Origin of the sequence: Victivallis vadensis (genome assembly GCF_003096415.1) — a bacterium.
Lineage (GTDB): Bacteria > Verrucomicrobiota > Lentisphaeria > Victivallales > Victivallaceae > Victivallis > Victivallis vadensis.
The window spans coordinates 146,589-164,454 of record NZ_QEKH01000002.1; the positions used below are offsets into that span (position 1 = coordinate 146,589).

The window sequence follows — 17,866 nt, forward strand, 5'->3', positions numbered from 1 at the left end:
GCGATCGCTCCGGTGCAGTGTATCAAACAAGGTTTATCGATAGGGAAACACAGATGGCGAAAAAGACCGGCAAACTGGTTTTTGAAGGCAAGGACAAAGAGCATTACGATGCTCTGATGCATGCCCGCGACATGATTCTGGGGCAGATGCAGTATCACGCTGAGGACGCTCTCGATTGCAGCAATGCCGACAAGCGCGGTGTGACGACCCATATGGCGGATGTCTCTTCGGATAATTCCCGTCATGAGATGGAGCTTCAGCTGCTCTCCGAAGAGGGCGATGTGCTCCGTTTGATCGAAGATGCGATCAAGCGTCTGGTCGACGGCGAGTACGGCAAATGCCAGGAGTGCGGCGAGCCGATTTCCGAAGGCCGTCTGGCGATTCGTCCTTATGCCGTCTATTGCGTGAAGTGCAAGGAGATGCACGAAAAGCAGGGATGGCATGTCCCCCGGTAATTGCTTTCGGCCGGTTGAAACCGGCTCCCCCCGCGAGCGCACCGTAATCGGTGCGGCTGTCGCGGCGGCGTGTACGATTCTGCTGCTCGACCAGTTGACCAAGGTCCTGGTCGAGCGCAATTTCATGCTGCATGAAAGCCGGGTGGTCATCGAGAATTTCTTCAATCTGTCCTATGTCCGGAATTACGGAGCCGCCTGGAGCATTCTGAGCGGCTACGGTTGGTTTCTGTTGCTGATCGCCGCACTGGTCACGGCGGCGGCGCTCTGGTTCTTCCGTTATTTGACCGAGGGATACCCGGAGCGTTACTTCGCGATCTTCATCATCCTCGGCGGAGTCGTCGGCAACTCCATTGACCGCATCTGGCGCGGCGCGGTGGTGGATTTCTTCGATCTGCACTACTATGAGGCTTACCACTGGCCGGTGTTCAACATCGCGGACATCGCGATCTGCGTCGGCGTCGGGATTTTCGTGCTTTCCAGCCTGTTGCGTCCTTCGCGCAAGGCGGCGGACGATCCGGGGGATCGTGCGTCGGAATGAGTGAGATCTGGTACGGAATGGGGTGTCTGCGGCGGGGAATCGCCGCCTATTACACCTCTCCGGGACTGTGGAAATACGGCCTGATTCCGATCCTGATCCTGCTGGCGGCTTATCTGCTGGTGATGGCCGGGCTGATCGGCTGGGGCATTCCGTACCTGACCGACCTGCTGCTGCCGGACCCGGCGGCGTGGGGGGCCGCCCTGCGCTGGCTGGTTTACGTGGGGCGGGTCCTGATCTGGATTTCGATTCTGGCGGGCGCCACGCTCTGCTCTCTGCTGCTGCTGACCACGCTTTTTGAAGCGCTCGGCGCGATTTTCTTCGATGAACTGGTGATCCGGTTTGAGGAAAGAACCTATGGCGAACGCCTGCGCCCGCTCTCGTGGCGGGAGAATTTCCGTTATCTGGGGCAGTCGCTGTCGTACTCGTGCGGCACGGCGGTGTGGGCGTTGCTGCTGCTGATCCCGCCTCTGCTGATTCCGGTGGCCGGTTTGATTCCGGCAGTGGCGGTGGTGGGATACCGGTTCGGCCTGAACTATGCGTTCAGCAGTGCTTTTGCACGCCGGATCGATGTGCGTGAGGTCCGCCGCCGCGCCCGGCTGCATCGGGCGGCCGTGGTCGGTTTCGGCGGGCTTTCCTATCTGTTGCTGCTGATTCCGTTCGCGGCGGTGTTTCTGCTCCCCGGCTTCGCGCTCGGCGGCTCGATCTTCTTTCACGAGCGGCTGCGGGACACATCTTTGCCGGAGTTCTGAAAATACGAGTTCCGACTGCACTGTCTTCGCTTTTCTCTGTCCGGGTTTTCATCGCATTTTACCGTATTTTCTTTGCAGGATGTACGGAAAGTGATAGATAAAATATGAAAAACGGTATTGGCACAGGCGTTTTTTTCGGGTATAATATAAAGAAAGATGGAAAACTATAACTGATACTACAAAAACGGTATATCCGGGATCACGGTCTTCATGGAAAAGGAGCGTAAAACAGTTCTGCTCGCTTTGGCATGGCATCTGGAAAAGCTCACGCAGGGTATTGCCGATTACGCCCGCGCCCACAATTGGCACTTGCTGATCCACCGCGGCGGGGAGCTGCGGGAAATTCTGCGGCGTTGGCGCGGCAACGGGATCATCTCCAGCTTCTGGAACGCCTATACCGACAGCGCCACCGAGGAGGTGCTGGCCGCCCGCTCCTGGGATGCTACACGGATGGTTTCGCTGGTGCCCATCCGGAATCCCCGGATTCCGTGCCGCGTGGTACGCGAGGACGACTATGCGATCGGTACGCTGGCGGCGGAGTATTTTCTCGGCACCGGGCATCGGAACTATGCGGTTTACAGCGATTCGGTCCGCATGACCGGATTCCGGGACCGGTTGCGCCGCAGCGGTTTTGCCTGCTGCGACCTGAGTCCGTACCGGGCGGCGGAGCGGGAGGAGGCCGAGCTGCTCGGCTGGCTTCGCGAACTGCCGAAACCCTGCGCGGTTTTCTGTGAAAATGACTGGGATGCGGCTGAGCTGCTGAACACCGCATTCTGGGGAAAAATCGCGGTCCCCGACGAACTGGCGATTCTGGGAGTGGGAAACGATGAGCTTGTCTGCATGGCCGCATCGGTTTCGCTCTCCTCGGTGGACAGCCGCCTTTATGAGCTTGGACAGTTGGCGGCGGCGGAGCTGGATAAGCTGATTGATGGGACGGAAGCTCCCGAAGGGGCGCTGTTCCTGAAGCCGGAGCCGTTGGTGGTCGAACGGCGGAGTACCGATTTTTATGCGGTGGAGAATCCGGAACTGATCCGGATGATTGAGTATTTCCGCAACCATGCGTGCGAACCGTTTTCGGTGGCTGAAGCCGCCCGCCGTTTCCATACCTCGGAGTCGGCGCTGTATAAACTCTTCGTGCGGAACCTGAAGATTTCTCCGAAGCAGTTCGTGCTGGAACAACGGCTCCGGAATGCGTGCAGCTACCTGAAGATGGAACGCGCATGGCCGATGGAGGAGGTGGCCCGGAGGGCGGGCTTCCCGACGGCCTGTGCAATGTTTTCAACTTTTCAAAAACGTTTCGGTACTTCTCCCGGCAACTGGAGAAAAAACAGTCGGAGTAACATAAACCTTTAATGTGGAAGGGAAAAGGAATGAATAAAAGATTTACGTTAATTGAATTGCTGGTTGTTATTGCCATCATCGCCATACTTGCGAGTATGCTGTTGCCGTCGTTGAACAAGGCCCGTGCGAAAGCCAGAAGTACAGCCTGTTTTAATAATCAGAAGCAGATCGCGAGTGCCATCGTCTCTTACAGCATCTCGTATGGAGATGCCATGATAATGCAGCAGAATAAACCTTCTCACCAGGGTTTTATGAGGGCGTTGACCGAGACTGGAATGCTGCCTGTTTCTGAAAAACTGGCGCGTTGTCCGGATAATCTGCCTAAGCGTGACGTAACTACGGCTGAGGAGCAGGTCTGGGTTCACAGCTATGCGGCTAATGTGGACTGTCTGTTCTCCGTAGGTGAAAAATGTTCGGAGGAGGACGGTTCCAGTCCCAGGATTCTGAACAGTGACGGAACAACCCTGCTGTTCAAGAAACTCAGGTATCCGAGCAATTTTCTGCTGATTGTGGACGGCCGGGTTACAGAGGAGGGAAATTCACAGGTTGCCCGCTTCAATCTTTCCATGTCCGGACAGAATGGCTGGAGTGCCTTGTCCTGGGCGGTTCATAATCCGCAGCGGGTCAACATCGCCTGGGCCGACGGACATGTCGCGGCAACGGGCAGGCAGGAACAATTTGAGAAATGGACAAAAGGAAATTGGTGGGGCAGTGCATTGGAATGGGTCTGGTAAGCCGGAAGGACTGCATGGAAACGGAAGTGGGAAGGAATACAATGAAGCGGATCTTGTTTGGTGTATTGATTGCTGTGTGGACAGCCGTTGTTTATGCGGATCATGTCTATTTCCCGGAATGGCAGATTCCAAAGGTCGCCCCGGAGAAGCTGAACGACTGGGATCTTTCCAAAGCGTTCAGGAAGCAGGGCGGCGAGCGTACCGACATCAGTCTCAACGGCTTCTGGAAGTTCGCGCTCTGCGAGAAGGAGCAGGAGACCCCGCCGCCGTTTTCCGAGGAGTGGGGATATTTCCTCGTGCCGAGTTTCTGGCGGACGGGGCCGATGTGCAATTTCTTCCGCACCGCGGACGGCCGGGCGGTGGATAAAGTGCGCGGCAAACAATATACCGACTACCGGCAGGGATGGTACTACCGGGAGTTCGTCACTCCGGCGGAGTGTGCAAACCGGCAGACGCTGCTGAAGTTTGATGCGCTCTATTCCCGCGGGCTTCTGTTCGTCAACGGAAAGGCGGTGCCGCTGCCGGGACATACCCCGAAATTGTCGATGAACAGCCCGGCTTTCCTGGTCGATATCACGGACTGTCTGCGTCCCGCGGGGGAAAAGAATACCATCTGCGTTGCAACTTCCCCGGACGACCCGCGGGGAGGGGATTTCACCCGTGCCGGACTGCAGGACAACGTCTGGCTCTGCACCCGCCCGAAGCTGAATTTCGGTCAGGCCCGGATTTCAACTTTCGTAAAGGATAAGAAGCTGCGGATCGACTTCGGCGGCGGCACTCTGCCGGAGGATTTCGGCGGCACGGCGGAATTCACGGTCCGCGACGCCGGAGACGGCAGAACCGTCCATACGGAAACACGCCCCTATGCCCGCAGAATCGAGCTGGATTACATCACTCCGAAACTCTGGAGCGTCGACGCGCCGAATCTTTATTATCTCGACTGCAGACTGACGCGGAACGGCGAAACCGTGGATGCCGCAACGCTGCGTTTCGGGTTCCGGGAGCTGACTGCGGCAAAGGGCCGTTTTCTGCTGAACGGCAATCCGATCATGATCAACACCGAATCCTCATGGCAGGGCATGTGGGCCCCGCTCTGGCACACGATGGACAATATGACGAGGAAAAGCATCCGGACCATGAAGGAATTCGGCATCAATGCGGCTTATACGCAGCGCATGAACGCGGCTTCCTTTTACGACATCGCCGACGAGGAGGGGTTCCTTTGCGTCGAACGGGTTGAACTCAACTATGACGAGTTCAACAATCATACGCCGGAGGAGTGCGCCGGGCTGTGGCGTTCCTTGGCGGCGGAGAACGTCCGCTCCGGGCGCCTCGACAATCACCCGTCCGTAGTGGCGATCCTGATCAACGTCTATTATCAGATGTCCGCAAGCGCCAACAATCCGGCTTATATCGGAATCTCCCGGGATGCGAAGCAGCACCGTTATATTCTGCCGGACGGCACGGAACAGATCCGGCAGGGCGGCGACCCGAATCTGGCCGGCGATCCGAAAGTCCGCTCGGTGAAACTGAACCGGGTGGCAGATCAGGTGAAGGACTTTTTCCCGGACGCCGAGGTTTTGACCGGAGCTTCCGGACATGTGAAAAATGCTTACGGCGTGCATATCTACCACACCTGGGGCGCTCCCCTCGCCGAACTGGCGGCGCTGTTCTCGCGTTACAGCAAAGACCGCGAAGTGCCGGTCTACTGCGGGGAATACGCGATTCCGTACCACGGCTCCTATGCGCATTTGAACTTGTGGGGACAGATCCGCAACAAACCGGATTTCTATTACTGGCAGGAGAATGCCGCCCGTATCCTCGGCCCCGCCGCCTATCGGGAGAAAACCGTCACTACGACGTTTGCGTGGGATGGCGTCTACAACGATCTTCTGGCCTCCAGCCGGGGATGTGACGGGTTCAACAAGGCAACGGAATACAGTTTCATCGCCGACATTTATTCCAAAGTTCTGGCGGATTCGGTAAACCGGACCGTTTTCTTCTGGCGTTATGACGGCCTGGCCGGGCTGGCGCCGTTCGAGTACATCTGCGGACGCTATCTGACGGCGGCGCGTTCCTGTCCTCCGGCGCCCCGGCTGGACGGCGATCTGACGCTTCCCGGCGTGAAACCGGTCTATCTGTACGGCTCCCATGTGCTGCCGCTGTTTGAACCGTTCGGGCCGGAGCTGGATATCCGCCCGAATCTGGCGTCGACTCCGTTCCGGCAGGCGATGGCGGAAGTCGCCTGCAAATTCGTCGGCGCGGGCAGGGACTATTATGAAAACGATCATGCTTTCTGGAGCGGAGAAACGCTCTCCAAAGCGCTCGGAGTCGTCAATATGAGCGGCAGGGCGCTGGACTGGCAGGTCGAAATTTCCGTGCTGGACGGTTCCGGCGCGGCCGCCGCATCAACCCGTGTCCCTTTCCGGATCGGGGCATATACGCAGAAGACGGTTCCGTTCCGCCTGAAACTGCCGCGCATCGGAGTCCGGCGGGACTATACGCTGCGGGCGGTTTTCCGCCCTGTTTCACCGGATTCGCCGGAGTTGGTTACGGCAATCCCGGTTCAAGTGTTTCCGGCAGTGCGCCCGGCGGTTCGGAGCATTCAGCTTTACGGCGGCACTCCGGCGTTTGCCGCCGCGCTGAAGAAGCTGGGGTATGAAGTGACTGCGGTGAACTCTTTTGCGAATCTCAATGTGCGGCAGGTGCTGGTGGTTGCTCCCGGTGCACTCAGCGCTCTCAAGGAAGTGCCCGATTTCTCCGCCCTGGCCGGAAAAGGAATTCAGACTCTGGTGATGGAACAGCACAGGAACGCTTCCCCGGAGCTGATGAAAGTCCGCAGCCGTCAGGCGTTCATCAACGCTCCCGCCCATCCGGTGCTGGAAGGGCTGTCCGATGCCGATTTCGCGGATTGGCGCGGCAGCCATTCGCTGGATCCCGCTTACGGCAGCGCGGAACCGGGACATGTCTGGTCCAATGCGGCGTGGACTGACTGGGGCAATCGCGGCATGGTTGCCGGCAATGTTTTCCGCCGTCCGCAGGCCGGGAATTATCTGTCGCTGCTGGTCAGCGGTTTCGACCTCTATCAGACGCCGCTTCTGGAGTATCGGGGACGGAACGGAAGCTGGCTCGGTTCCCAGCTGGAAATCGGAGAACGGCTCGGACTTGACCCGGTTGCGACCACCGTGTTCTGCCGGATGGTCGACTATCTGGCGGAACGCCGCCCGGCCTATGGCGAAGTCGGTTTTTTCGGCGGGGAAAGCGGAAAAGCCCTGCTGAAAAAGTTCGGAGTCCACTACCGGAATACCGATCTCTCCGATTTGAACGGCCTCCGGCTTCTGATCGTCTCCGATCCGGACTGGAAAGCGCTGGAAAAGCACAGCTTCCAACTCTCGGACTACGTTTACAACGGCGGGAAAATTCTCTACTTGCATACCGGAAAGAGCTGGTACGGCTCCTGGCTGCCTTTCGTGATGGAACTCAGGAAAGCCGCAAAGAGCGAAAAAGGCGTCGTGCCTGCCGGAGACGGCGGCAATTGGAAAGAGGGCTGGAGCGAATGCGAGCTTTACTGGCGCGGAAAACCGGAATTGCCGGAATTCGCGAAGTTCCCCAACAGTGCGGCGGCAGCCTCGCCGGCGGTTCTGGTGCAGATGAAGCACGGCTGCGGCAGCTGGTTTTTCAGCTCCCTGACGCCGGAAAGTTTTGAGGCGGACCGGATGGCGGCGGTCAAATACGCCCGTCTGATCTCCGCTTTGCTGACTTCCCACGGCGCGGAGATGGCGGATTCCGCCTCGCCGTACCGGGTGGACCGGAGTTTGACCATTCCGCTGCGGAGCATGCGCTGGGAGTTCGCGCTCGACCCGGATGACAAAGGCCTCTCGGAGAACCGGCAGGCCGGCCGGGACGGTTCCGGGAAATGGCTCAGCGGCCAGCAGACGCTCAGCGGCGAATCCGTTCGCCCCGGAGTCGGTTACGAAGCGTTTCTCGAACGCGAGTATTCCGGAGTGAGCTGGTACCGGCTGCGGTTCAAGCTGACGCCGGAGCAGGCGGCTGCCAAAGGAATGCGTGCGGAACTCGGACACATCAACACCGCCGACCGCACTTTCCTGAACGGTACGCAGATCGGTGCCGCCGATGAACACAAGCGCGTCTACCGGATTCCGGACGGTTTGCTCAAGGCCGGAGAAAATACGCTGGTGATCCGCGTGGAAAACCGGACCGCGCCCGGCGGCCTCGTCGATGCGGAAATCCGGCTTACCAACACGGATGGCGCCAATCGTTTCTGGAAACAGCTTTATTCCGGCGGAAGCCGCGATTATGATTACAACCCGGATTGGATCAGGCAATATTGATTCCGGGCGGCGGCTCCGGGCAATCGCCCGGAGTTTTCTTCAAACATTACTTGGCGGAATCGATCAGGATGACCTTTTCCGGTTCGGCGGGGCGGGCGAGATGGCGGTGCATCGGGGTGAAGCCGCCCCTGTCCCAGATTTCCAGGCCGACCAGACAGCCGATCTGAAAAAGCCCCCAGACCAGAAGGATTTCCAGAAAGTGTATCGTGGTCTGCAGAAAGTTCGCCCCGTAGCGGCGCGCCGCCCAGAAGCGGAATACTGCCCACAGCACTGCCAGCGTCGCCAGATTGCAGGCGCCGAGCATCACGGCCGGCTGTTCCACCACCAGAAAGTGCATCAGCGGAGTCTCCTGCAGGCCGAAGCACCAGTTGAACAAACTCAGCAGCTCCATAGGCAGATAACCGAGGAACAGCAGGAACCACAGCGCGAAGCCATGCGGTTCCGGCTTGCCGAGTTCGTATGGTTCGCCCATGCAGATCGCGGTGGCGACCACGATCACCACCGCCAGCGCGGCGGCCAGCAGGTCGAAGCGGAGACCGAGCTTCTGCAGGCGCTCCCGGCCGCGGCGGGAGAGCTGTTCGCCGCGGACGCGGCTCTTTTTTTCCGGACTCATCTTACCGCCTTCTTCCCGAATTGTTGGTTCCGATCTGTTTCACAAGCAGGTAGGTCACGTAGCCGACGATCACCATCACCAGCACCAGCGCGCTGTAGGCGTGCGGCCACCAGATGCCTTCGGTCATCATCGTGAATTCCGACATGCCGCCCAGCCCGGTGATCACGGTCAGCGGCATGAACACGATGTTGATCACCGCCAGGTATTTCATGATTCCGGCGAGGTTGTTGCTGACCACCGAAACGCGCGCGTCGGACATGCCGGTCAGAATCCCGGCGTAGATTCCGGCGAGGTTGTCGCACTGTTTGTTTTCGACGGTGATGTCGTCGAGGAAGTCCAGCTCCTCCTCGTTGAAGCCGATTTTGCCGGCGTCGTTTTTCAGCTTGAGCAGCAGCAGCTGGTTGGCGCTGGTGGCGCTTTCATAGTAGGTCAGGCTTTTCAGCAGCGAGAACATATTCACCAGCGATTTGTTCGTGACCGCGAATTCGATCTTGTTCTCGATTTCGTCGGAGATGTTGCGGATAATCCGCAGATGCTGCAGGAAGTGGTGGGTCGAATGGTGCAGCAGCCGCAGCAGCACGCCCTGAATGGTATTGCCGCGCAGCGGCATGCGGCCGTGTTCGAAGAGCGGCATCGGCTCCGCCTGGAGCACCACGATCCGGTCCTTGAACAGGAAAGCGCCGATCGACGACACCTTGAACGCCATCGTCCGGTCCACCTGGAAGTTGCGCGGGCGCTTCAGGATCACCGCGATATGGTTGTGCTCGTATTCCACACGGGAGATTTCATCCTCGTCGAGCGCGGAGACGAGCGTGTGCTCGTCGATTCCGCACTGATCGACCAGATACCGTTTTTCCTCCTCGGTCGGGGCGCTGTAGACCTGAATGATTCCGAGCTGTCCCTCCGGGCAGCTCTGCACCCGACCATCGACCAGATCGTAACATCTGAACATAAGCCAAGATTCCTGTAACGTTTTGTGATCGTTCGACCGGGCGCGGCAGAGTGCGCCCGGAACCGGTATCCCGGAAACCCGACGATATAAGACAACGACGCATGCCGTTCTCTTTTACAGGCGTGAAGCCGCCAACGCGAACCGCGGCAACCTCAACGAAAGCTCGGAGCTTCAGAAACGCGAGCCGGACAGAAAAATACCACCCGACGCGGCTTCACGCCATCGGGGTCCAGGGTCCTCGCTGATTTTCGTATTTTTCTGTTTCTCTTTCATATTCCTGACTGCTGGTTGATTGACGAATAGCAGACTATTTCAGAATATACCTCTCCCGCCGCCCTTTTTCAACCGGCGCGGTGAAATTCCCGGCAATTTTCCGTCCGTCCGGATCAGCTCCCGAAATATTTGCATTTGCGGCGGAAACGCCTATATTGTAAAAAATACCTGATTTTCATCAACAATGGGATCTGTTTATGAATTGTGAATCGTTCGATGTCCTGGTCGTCGGCGCCGGTGCGGCGGGAATTACCGCCGCGCTTCAGGCCGCGCGGGCCGGAGCCGCCGTCTGCCTGGTGGAGAAAAACGGAATTCCGGGGGGAACCATGACGGTTTCCGGCATCCATTATCCCGGTATTTTCAATGCGTGGGGCCGTCAGGTGATCGCCGGAATCGGCTGGGAGCTGGTCGCGAAAACCCTGGAGACGATGGAGCGTCCGATGCCGGATTTCAGCCGTACCGACATGACGCGCCACTGGGAGCATCAGATTCCGCTCGATCCGGTGATCTTCGCGGCGATTGTCGACCGGGAACTGCTGGCCGCCGGTGTGACGATCAAGTATCACACCATGCTCGGCGCGCTCTCCGGGGAGGAGTCCGGCTGGGCGGTCACGCTTTGCGGCCGGGACGGGCTGTACGAAGTGAAAAGCAAGGTCGTGGCCGATTGCAGCGGCGACGCCAACGCCGCAAAGCTGGCCGGGTATGAGGTGCGGACCTCCGAGCCGTGCCAGCCCGGCACCATGAGCGTCTACGCGACCGGCTATCATCTGAAATCGCTCGACCTCGACGCGATCGGCAACGCGTTTCAGGAGGCGGTCCGTAAGGGGGAAGTCTGCGCGGAGGATACCGGCTGGGCGGGCGGCTTCAATCCGAATGTGCTGATCAAGCGCGGCAACAACAGCAACCATATTTCCGGGATCAACGCCTGCGACAGCGCCGGGCGCACGAAGATCGAAATCGCCGGGCGGGAGTCGCTGCTGCGGCTCTACCGCTTCCTGCGCCGCCAGCCGGGGCTGGAGCAGCTGGAGTTCCGGCTGGACGGCCCCGAATGCGGCGTGCGCGAAACCCGCACCATCGTCGGCGAGGATACCGTGACCGCCGCCGATTACGCGGCGGGCAGGAAGTACCCGGATGCGCTCTGCAATGCGTTCTATCCGATCGACCTGCACGACGCCAAAGTGGGGCTGGACAAACGCGGGCTGGCTCCCGGCACCGTGCCGCAGGTGCCGCGCGGCGCGCTGATTCCGGCGCACAGCCGCCGTTTTGTGGCGGCGGGGCGGCTGCTGTCGAGCGACCGGCTGGCCAATTCGGCGCTGCGGGTGCAGGCGATCTGCATGGCGACCGGGCAGGCGGCGGGGGCGATGGCGGCGTTGAGCGCGAAGTCCGGCGCCGATCCGCTCCGGCTTGAGCTGGCCGAAATCCGGGCGCTGCTGAAACGGCATGGAGCGATCGTGCCGGAATGAGCAGGCCGCGTTTCGGAATCAGCCGCTGTCTGCTGGGCGAATGCGTCCGTTACGACGGGCGGCACAAACTTGACCCGTATCTGCGGGACCAGCTGGGCCGGCTGGTCGAATGGGTGCCGGTCTGCCCGGAGGTCGAGTGCGGGCTTTCCGTGCCGCGCGAACCGATCCGGCTGGTCGGGGAGCAGCTGGAGACCGTGGAGACGCGGCGCGACCTGACCGCCCGGATGGAGGAGTTCTGCCGCCGACGGGCGGAGGAGCTCGCGGAGCTGGAATTGGCCGGATTCATTTTCAAGAGCAAGTCGCCGTCGTGCGGCCTGTCCGGCGTCGGAATATTCGATGCGGCGGGGAACCGGGTCGGCGAGGGCAGGGGGTGCTTCGCGGCCGCATGGCTGCGGCGCTTTCCCGGTTTCGTGGTTGTGGAAGCCGAGGCGCTGCGCGAACCGGGCGCCCGGCGGGAACTGGAAAGGAGGATTGAAGAACTGTCGAAGTGATTGCTTGGCTCAAGTGAGGAGGAGCCATGAAAATTGTCGGAATTTCATGCTGTCTGATACTGTTGTCGTTCTTTGGAAGAGGAGTAATTGCAATGGAACACATCCAATCCCCCTATGGTCCCTTGTCGGTCGAAGAAAAGCAGGTGATCCTGAACCACGGCACGGAGCGTGCGTTCACCGGCTGCTATACCGATACGTTTGAGTGCGGAGTTTACGCGTGCCGCAATTGCGGCGCGCCGCTCTACCGGTCCGATGACAAATTTCACTCCGGCTGCGGCTGGCCGGCCTTCGACGACGAAATTCCGGGAGCGGTTCGGCGGCTTTCCGATCCCGGCGACAGCCGCACGGAAATTCTCTGCGCCGGGTGTGGAGCCCACCTCGGCCATGTATTCAGTGGGGAACAGTTTACCGCAAAGGATATTCGGCATTGCGTGAATTCGCTCTCTCTGCGCTTTGAACCGCAGCAGGGCGGACGGCTCGGCCGCGCGGTGTTTGCCGGAGGCTGCTTCTGGGGCGTCGAGGCGATGCTGGCCAGGCTGCCAGGCGTGGCGGCCGTCACCAGCGGTTATACCGGCGGCAAGGTCGCAAATCCCTCCTATCGCCAGGTCTGCTCCGGCAAGACCGGCCATGTCGAAGCGGTCGAAGTGGTGTTCGACCGGAAACAGACCGACTTCGAGACGCTTTGCCGCTGCTTTCTGGAAATTCACGATCCGACGCAGGAGGACCGGCAGGGACCGGATATCGGTCCGCAATGCCGTTCCGCGATCTTTTATCTGGATGAAGAACAGGAAAAGACGGCGGAGCGGCTGCTGGAACTGCTCAGGCGGAAAGGATACCGGATCGTGACCCGCGTTGAGAAGTTCGAACGCTTCTGGAATGCCGAGCCCGGCCATCAGGATTACTACCGGCGCAATGGGCAAACGCCGTATTGTCATATTTACACCAGACGTTTCTGAAATTCTCCCTTGAAAACAAATCAACCGTATGGTAGATTACCCGGAAGTAAAAAAGAAACTGACACGGGAAGAGCGGGAAACCATATGGAGTTGATCCGGTGCCATTTCGCATCAGGCGCCCGCCGATGCCGTTTCACTTTGGCTGAACTGTTGGTCGTGATCGTGGTGATCGCGATCCTGTTGGGGTTGCTGCTTTCGGCGGCGGGGTATTGCCGCCGTGCCGCCCGGCGGAACTCCTGTGTGAGCCTCCTCCGGCAATACGGGGCGGGCATCCAGCTGTATGGAGCGGATTCGGACGATTACTTCCCGACCGCCGACTCCTGGCTGCGGGTGGGGGAGTTTCTGGAACTCTGGCAGCTGCTGTCGCCCTATTTACAGGTGAATGGGGCGATTTTTTACGACGACTTTGACAATGCGGGGCATCAGCAGTTCGAGTCCCGGGGCATTCCGAAGCGGATGCTTTGCCCGGACGGGGTGGACAGCTATCTGAACCATTCCGGCAAGGTGCGGGAGCTGAATCTCTTCGAGGCGCGGCCCAGCCGGTTCGGCGTTTACGACACTTTGCCGGTCAACCGCAATTCGGACCCGTCCGCGTTTCAGGGAACATTCGCCCGGCGGCGCCTGGGCGGACTGCCGTCGCCGGGGCGCTTTTTCTTTATGAACGATACCGGTTTCAACGATGGAACGGACGATCGGAACCAGCCGTTCTGGAGTTTGCGTGAGTTCATCGACGGCAACTTTCACTGGGGACATGGCCGTTACTACAATCTGGCTTTTCTGGACGGCCATGCCGTCGGCATGACGCGCAAACGACGCAATGCGGACTGGACGCGCAGTTTCAACCGTGTGCTGGAGTTCTGATCCTGTCCCGAAGGAGACAGGGATCAGGGACCGTCCGGCGAGGCTTCCCGCAGCCGGCGGAGAGCATCCGCGAGCTTCTCTCGGTTGACCGGTTTGGTCAGGATCATATCGAAAACACTCATGTCGAAGTTGTGCCTGGAATCCGTATCGGCGGTCACGGCGATGATCCGGATCGTTCCGCCCGCGGGGAGCCGCCGGATCGCCGCGGCGAGTTCGGCTCCGTTCAGGTCGGGCATCCACATATCGGAAAAGATCAGTTTCGGGTGTTCTCCGCCGCGGATGCGCTCCAGGGCGGTTTTCGGATCGGAGAGCGCCTCCGCCTTGATATTCAGCTTTTCGAGCATGGCAGCCAGCACCCGGCAGTTCATCGGGACGTCGTCCACTACCCAGGCGGGTTCCGGATCGTTGAATTCCGCAGCGGAAAAGGCCTGCGGTGAACCCGTATCCGTGTGCCGCTCCCGGACGGAAAGCTGTTCGAACAGAATCCGGAAGGTGCTGCCGGTGCCGGGAATGCTTTCCAGCGTGACCGAGCCGCCCATCTTGTCCAGCAGCCGTTTTACGATCGAGAGTCCCAGCCCGGTGCCGTTGGTGGTCCGGTTGCCGCGGACGGCTCCTTCGTCCGCCTGCACGAAAGGATCGAAAATCCGGCTGTGCAGACCCGGATCGATGCCGATGCCGGTATCCCGGACGGTAATTTCCAGACGGCCGTGACCGCTGTCGGTGGCCCGGAAGTCTGCCGAAACTGAAATTCCGCCTTTTTCGGTGAATTTAACCGCGTTGCCGACCAGATTGAGCAGAATCTGACGCAGGCGGGCGTCATTCAGGTAAATCTCGGGGAGTTCCGCCGGCGCTTCAATCCGGAAGTCAAGGCCTTTCTTGCGGGCCATGTGCTTGAAAATAGAACCGATTTCAGCCAGCAGGCGGTTGAAGTCGACCCATTCCAGCGGAATTTCCACCAGATCCGCTTCGAAACGGGAAATCTCCAGCACATCGTTGATCAGCTGCAGCAGGGTTTGGCCGGCGGTGTTGATATTGGCCGCATAGTCGTGCAGCTCCTCGGAATCCGGCGAGGTGGCCTGCAGCAGCTCGCTGAAGCCGATGATCGAGTTGAGCGGGGTGCGGATTTCATGGCTCATCATGGCCAGGAAGTTACTCTTGGTCTGATACGCCTGGCGGGTCAGCTCCAGGGCTTCGGCGGTCCGGCGCTGAAGCTCTTTCTGGCGGGTCACATCGACCGCGCACTCCAGCACATTGACCACTTTGCCGGCTTCGTCCAGCACCGGAATCGCGGTGACCTCGTAATCGTGGCCATTTAGGGAAAAGCTGTGGAACGCCTTCTCGCCGGTTCGGAGCGCCTGCTGCACGGGGCAGTGTCGCGGATAGGTGTCGTGGCGGCAGAACACCTGATAGCAGGGGCGCTTCAGAACCTCTTCCGCGCTGAGCCCCAGCGCTTTGACCACCTCGTTATTCATGGAAAGCATCCGGCCGGCGGTGTCGAAGAGCAGAACCGGGATGTTCATGTTGTCCAGCAGGATGCTCTGCATGCGTTCCTTCTGGCGGACCAGCATATCCTGATTGCGCCGCGTGATCGCCAGTTCAAGCAGGTCGGCGCACGCTTTGACCAGCGCCGCGTCGGTCCCCGTGAACTTCTCTTCGCTCCGGAAGCCCAGCAGCAGGAAACCGGTCAGCCTGCCGTTCTGCCGGAGCCCGGCAGCGTAGAAACCGACAAAATCGAGATGCCGGAAGTTGGCGACCACTTCCGGATTGACCGGAACGAAATCCTGCTCCCGGCGGAGGCAGACCACCTCTTTTTGCATCAGGCGGTGTGCGAAGGGACTTTCCCGCCACGCCTGCAGCCGCCTGATGCCCTCGGTGCCGGTCTGCAGCTCCGGTTCGCTCCACAGATGGGTGATGTTGACCTGCGAATCCTCCTGCGCGTATTCATAGAGACAGGCGAGTCCTGCCCCGAAGAAGCCGGCGAACTGTTCCAGAATCGCGTTCATGGTCTCAGCATAATCTTCATTGGCCGCGAGCTTGGTCAGACAACTGTTCCAGAGCTGCTCCTGTTTCAGGAAGTCGCTCTGGCGGCGGAGCAGTCTCTCTTTTTCCTGCTCCAGAATATGCTGCTCGGTAATGTTGTTGGCCATCGTCAGCAGCAAAGAGTGGTGTTCATCAATCCGGACGTTGCGGCGGACCGCGTGAAAGTAGCCGACGGTTCCATCCGAGTAGGGATAGGTGTCGGTTCTTTCGACCAGCTGGCCGTCGGGCGGAACGGCGAGATCCTCCTCGCGGAGCCGGTCCGCGATTTCGGCCATTCCCGGAATATCGCAATCGCGCTTGCCGAGAACTGTTTTTTCCGGGAGGCCGGAGACGCGCTCGCTGGTCCGGTTCCAGAATACGTAGCGGTAGTCGTCATCCGGATCCTTTCCCTGAACGATTGCCGGGATGTGATCCAGAATCGCCTGAAGCAGCCGGTTGGCGGTATGTGTCTGCTCCTCCGCCTTTCGCTCCCGGTCGATGTTGAGTGAAATGCACAGCACACATTCGCGGCCCATGATCGAAACCGGCAGCCGGTAGATCACCATCCGGCGCCACTCGCCGTCGGAATCGTAGTCGAAACTCACGCTCCGGCCGGTCCGGAACACCTGCTCGACCTGCGGAGTGATCTGTTCCAGCGTCTGCCGGCTCAGGCTGTCCAACAGGGTGGTTGCCTGCCGGTAGGGGACCGGCGGCTGGTTGACGTCGCGGTGGCGGACCAGCAAATTCAGATTGCGGTCCAGCACCGTGATCTGCAGCGGCAGCGAGCGGAAAATCGCGGCGTTGACGCGATCTTTTTCGCGCGCCTGCCGCAATAGATGCAGCAATACGGTCAGCAGGGCCACCAGGATAAGCAGCAGCAGGATCACGCCGGAGGCCAGCAGCACATAGTTGCGGTGGGTGTCCCACACGGTGTTGGGTTTCTGAAGGAATACGGTGTCGGGCGGCAGCGCGGCGAGCCGGGCCCCGGTTTTGAGCAGCAGCGGGTAATTCATCACCAGCCGGGAGCAGGTTCGGGCGACCGGGATATGCCTGGCGCTTCCGGCTCGGATGGTTTGGGTGACCAGATCGGCTATCTGCCGTCCCCACTCGTCGACGGAGATCAGGTAACCGCCGAGCACTCCGCTGTTGAGGCCGTAATCGACCAGTGAGAAGTTGCGGATTTTACGGTTGGGGTTATGGGCTTCCAGCCGGGCGGCCAATTCGTCGACCTGTACGGTTTTGCCGGTCCTCTTATCACGCCAGGGGGTGGTGGAGATCAGGATTACGTCGCCGGCGGGCAGCCCGGAAATCCGTTCGACATACTCATCCGGGGTAATTTCGTCGTCGTAGAGAAAGAGGAGCCGGTAACCCCGCGGGAGTCCGGCGAGCTGTCTGCGGATTCGTTCCTCCCGGTCGCGCATATTGTCGTAGCCGGAGGTAATCACGATATTGCGGCAGGAGGGAAACAACGCGGCCGCCGTCAGCGCGGTTTCGGCGGCGTCCCGGTAACGGATCAGGCCGGTGGAGTTCGGGTACTCCTGCTGAAGCCCCTGCTCCTGCTCCGGCGCATCGTAGAAAACGACGGGGATATCGAGTTTCCGCGCTTTCAGGAACTCCAGGATCGGGTGGGTCAGCGGATGGCGCGAAATAATCAGGTCGCACCGGCCGTCCTGCAGTTCACGGGCGAGCTGTTCGAGCGCCGCCCGCACGGCGGAATCGGACTGGTGCTGGGTGATCCAGATGGCATTGATTTCCGCCGGCAGTCCGGTCCGTTCCGGGTCGAGCGCGTCGATTACGCTGTAGGCGACGTCGGACGGGAGACGGTAAGTCGGATCATGCTGGGCGACCAGCAGAATTCTGGTTTTCTTTTCAGGCGCAATTCCACTGGTCACAAAGGGAGTACTGCACAGGAGCAGCAGCACTGCCGCCCATGCCGGGAAACAGGATTTGTTCAGATTCATATTGATTTTCCCGTTGGGACCGCGTGAATATTTGCCGGAGAAGATACTCCATATGACATTGAAATACAAATCCTGAGTATGATTTTTGCCGATCTTATCGAATGAAAC

The 17,866-nt window shown here is 59.7% G+C and carries 13 protein-coding genes; 10 read left to right on the forward strand and 3 right to left on the reverse strand.

What is annotated here, in order from left to right; all coding sequences use genetic code 11:
• Positions 1–53: 53 nt before the first annotated feature.
• The 6 genes from C8D82_RS01880 to C8D82_RS01905 all read left to right on the forward strand — a co-directional run bounded on the left by C8D82_RS01880 (position 54) and on the right by C8D82_RS01905 (position 8,169).
• The gene (locus C8D82_RS01880; protein WP_116882570.1) at positions 54–455 is read left to right on the forward strand and encodes a TraR/DksA family transcriptional regulator; all 402 of its coding nucleotides are present in this window, start codon (positions 54–56) and stop codon (positions 453–455) included.
• The gene (lspA, locus tag C8D82_RS01885; protein WP_116882571.1) at positions 442–993 is read left to right on the forward strand and encodes a signal peptidase II; all 552 of its coding nucleotides are present in this window, start codon (positions 442–444) and stop codon (positions 991–993) included. The genes C8D82_RS01880 and lspA overlap by 14 nt, the downstream gene beginning before the upstream one ends.
• Positions 990–1,742, forward strand: coding sequence for an EI24 domain-containing protein (locus tag C8D82_RS01890; RefSeq protein WP_116882572.1), 753 nt, complete (start codon positions 990–992; stop codon positions 1,740–1,742). The genes lspA and C8D82_RS01890 overlap by 4 nt, the downstream gene beginning before the upstream one ends.
• Positions 1,743–1,952: 210 nt before the next feature.
• Positions 1,953–3,095: a substrate-binding domain-containing protein gene (locus tag C8D82_RS01895; RefSeq protein ID WP_116882573.1), complete on the forward strand. Its 1,143-nt coding sequence runs from the start codon at positions 1,953–1,955 to the stop codon at positions 3,093–3,095.
• A 17-nt stretch (positions 3,096–3,112) separates the two neighbouring features.
• Positions 3,113–3,817, forward strand: coding sequence for a type II secretion system protein (locus C8D82_RS01900; protein WP_116882662.1), 705 nt, complete (start codon positions 3,113–3,115; stop codon positions 3,815–3,817).
• A 41-nt stretch (positions 3,818–3,858) separates the two neighbouring features.
• On the forward strand, positions 3,859–8,169 hold the full coding sequence (locus tag C8D82_RS01905) for a glycoside hydrolase family 2 protein (RefSeq protein ID WP_165832772.1): 4,311 nt from the start codon (positions 3,859–3,861) through the stop codon (positions 8,167–8,169).
• 46 nt (positions 8,170–8,215) lie between these two features.
• Here C8D82_RS01905 and C8D82_RS01910 read toward each other — a convergent pair whose 3' ends face one another.
• Both C8D82_RS01910 and C8D82_RS01915 read right to left on the reverse strand, forming a co-directional pair.
• Positions 8,216–8,782: a hypothetical protein gene (locus C8D82_RS01910; protein ID WP_116882575.1), complete on the reverse strand. Its 567-nt coding sequence runs from the start codon at positions 8,780–8,782 to the stop codon at positions 8,216–8,218.
• A gap of 1 nt (position 8,783) precedes the next feature.
• The gene (locus C8D82_RS01915) at positions 8,784–9,734 is read right to left on the reverse strand and encodes a magnesium transporter CorA family protein (RefSeq protein WP_116882576.1); all 951 of its coding nucleotides are present in this window, start codon (positions 9,732–9,734) and stop codon (positions 8,784–8,786) included.
• 470 nt (positions 9,735–10,204) lie between these two features.
• Between C8D82_RS01915 and C8D82_RS01920 the strand changes: the two genes are divergently transcribed.
• The 4 genes from C8D82_RS01920 to C8D82_RS01935 all read left to right on the forward strand — a co-directional run bounded on the left by C8D82_RS01920 (position 10,205) and on the right by C8D82_RS01935 (position 13,778).
• Positions 10,205–11,470, forward strand: coding sequence for an FAD-dependent oxidoreductase (locus C8D82_RS01920; RefSeq protein ID WP_116882577.1), 1,266 nt, complete (start codon positions 10,205–10,207; stop codon positions 11,468–11,470).
• Positions 11,467–11,961, forward strand: a complete 495-nt coding sequence (locus C8D82_RS01925; RefSeq protein WP_116882578.1) for a 2-thiouracil desulfurase family protein — start codon at positions 11,467–11,469, stop codon at positions 11,959–11,961. Before C8D82_RS01920 ends, C8D82_RS01925 begins: the two co-directional genes overlap by 4 nt.
• A 92-nt stretch (positions 11,962–12,053) precedes the next feature.
• Positions 12,054–12,917, forward strand: a complete 864-nt coding sequence (locus C8D82_RS01930; protein WP_207776051.1) for a bifunctional methionine sulfoxide reductase B/A protein — start codon at positions 12,054–12,056, stop codon at positions 12,915–12,917.
• Positions 12,918–13,055: 138 nt separating this feature from the next.
• Entirely contained in the window at positions 13,056–13,778 is a 723-nt protein-coding gene (locus C8D82_RS01935) for a hypothetical protein (protein WP_133245016.1), read from the forward strand.
• A gap of 23 nt (positions 13,779–13,801) precedes the next feature.
• Here the strand turns inward: C8D82_RS01935 and C8D82_RS01940 are convergent, their stop codons facing one another.
• The gene (locus C8D82_RS01940; protein ID WP_133245017.1) at positions 13,802–17,758 is read right to left on the reverse strand and encodes an ATP-binding protein; all 3,957 of its coding nucleotides are present in this window, start codon (positions 17,756–17,758) and stop codon (positions 13,802–13,804) included.
• Between the last annotated feature and the right edge of the window lie 108 nt (positions 17,759–17,866).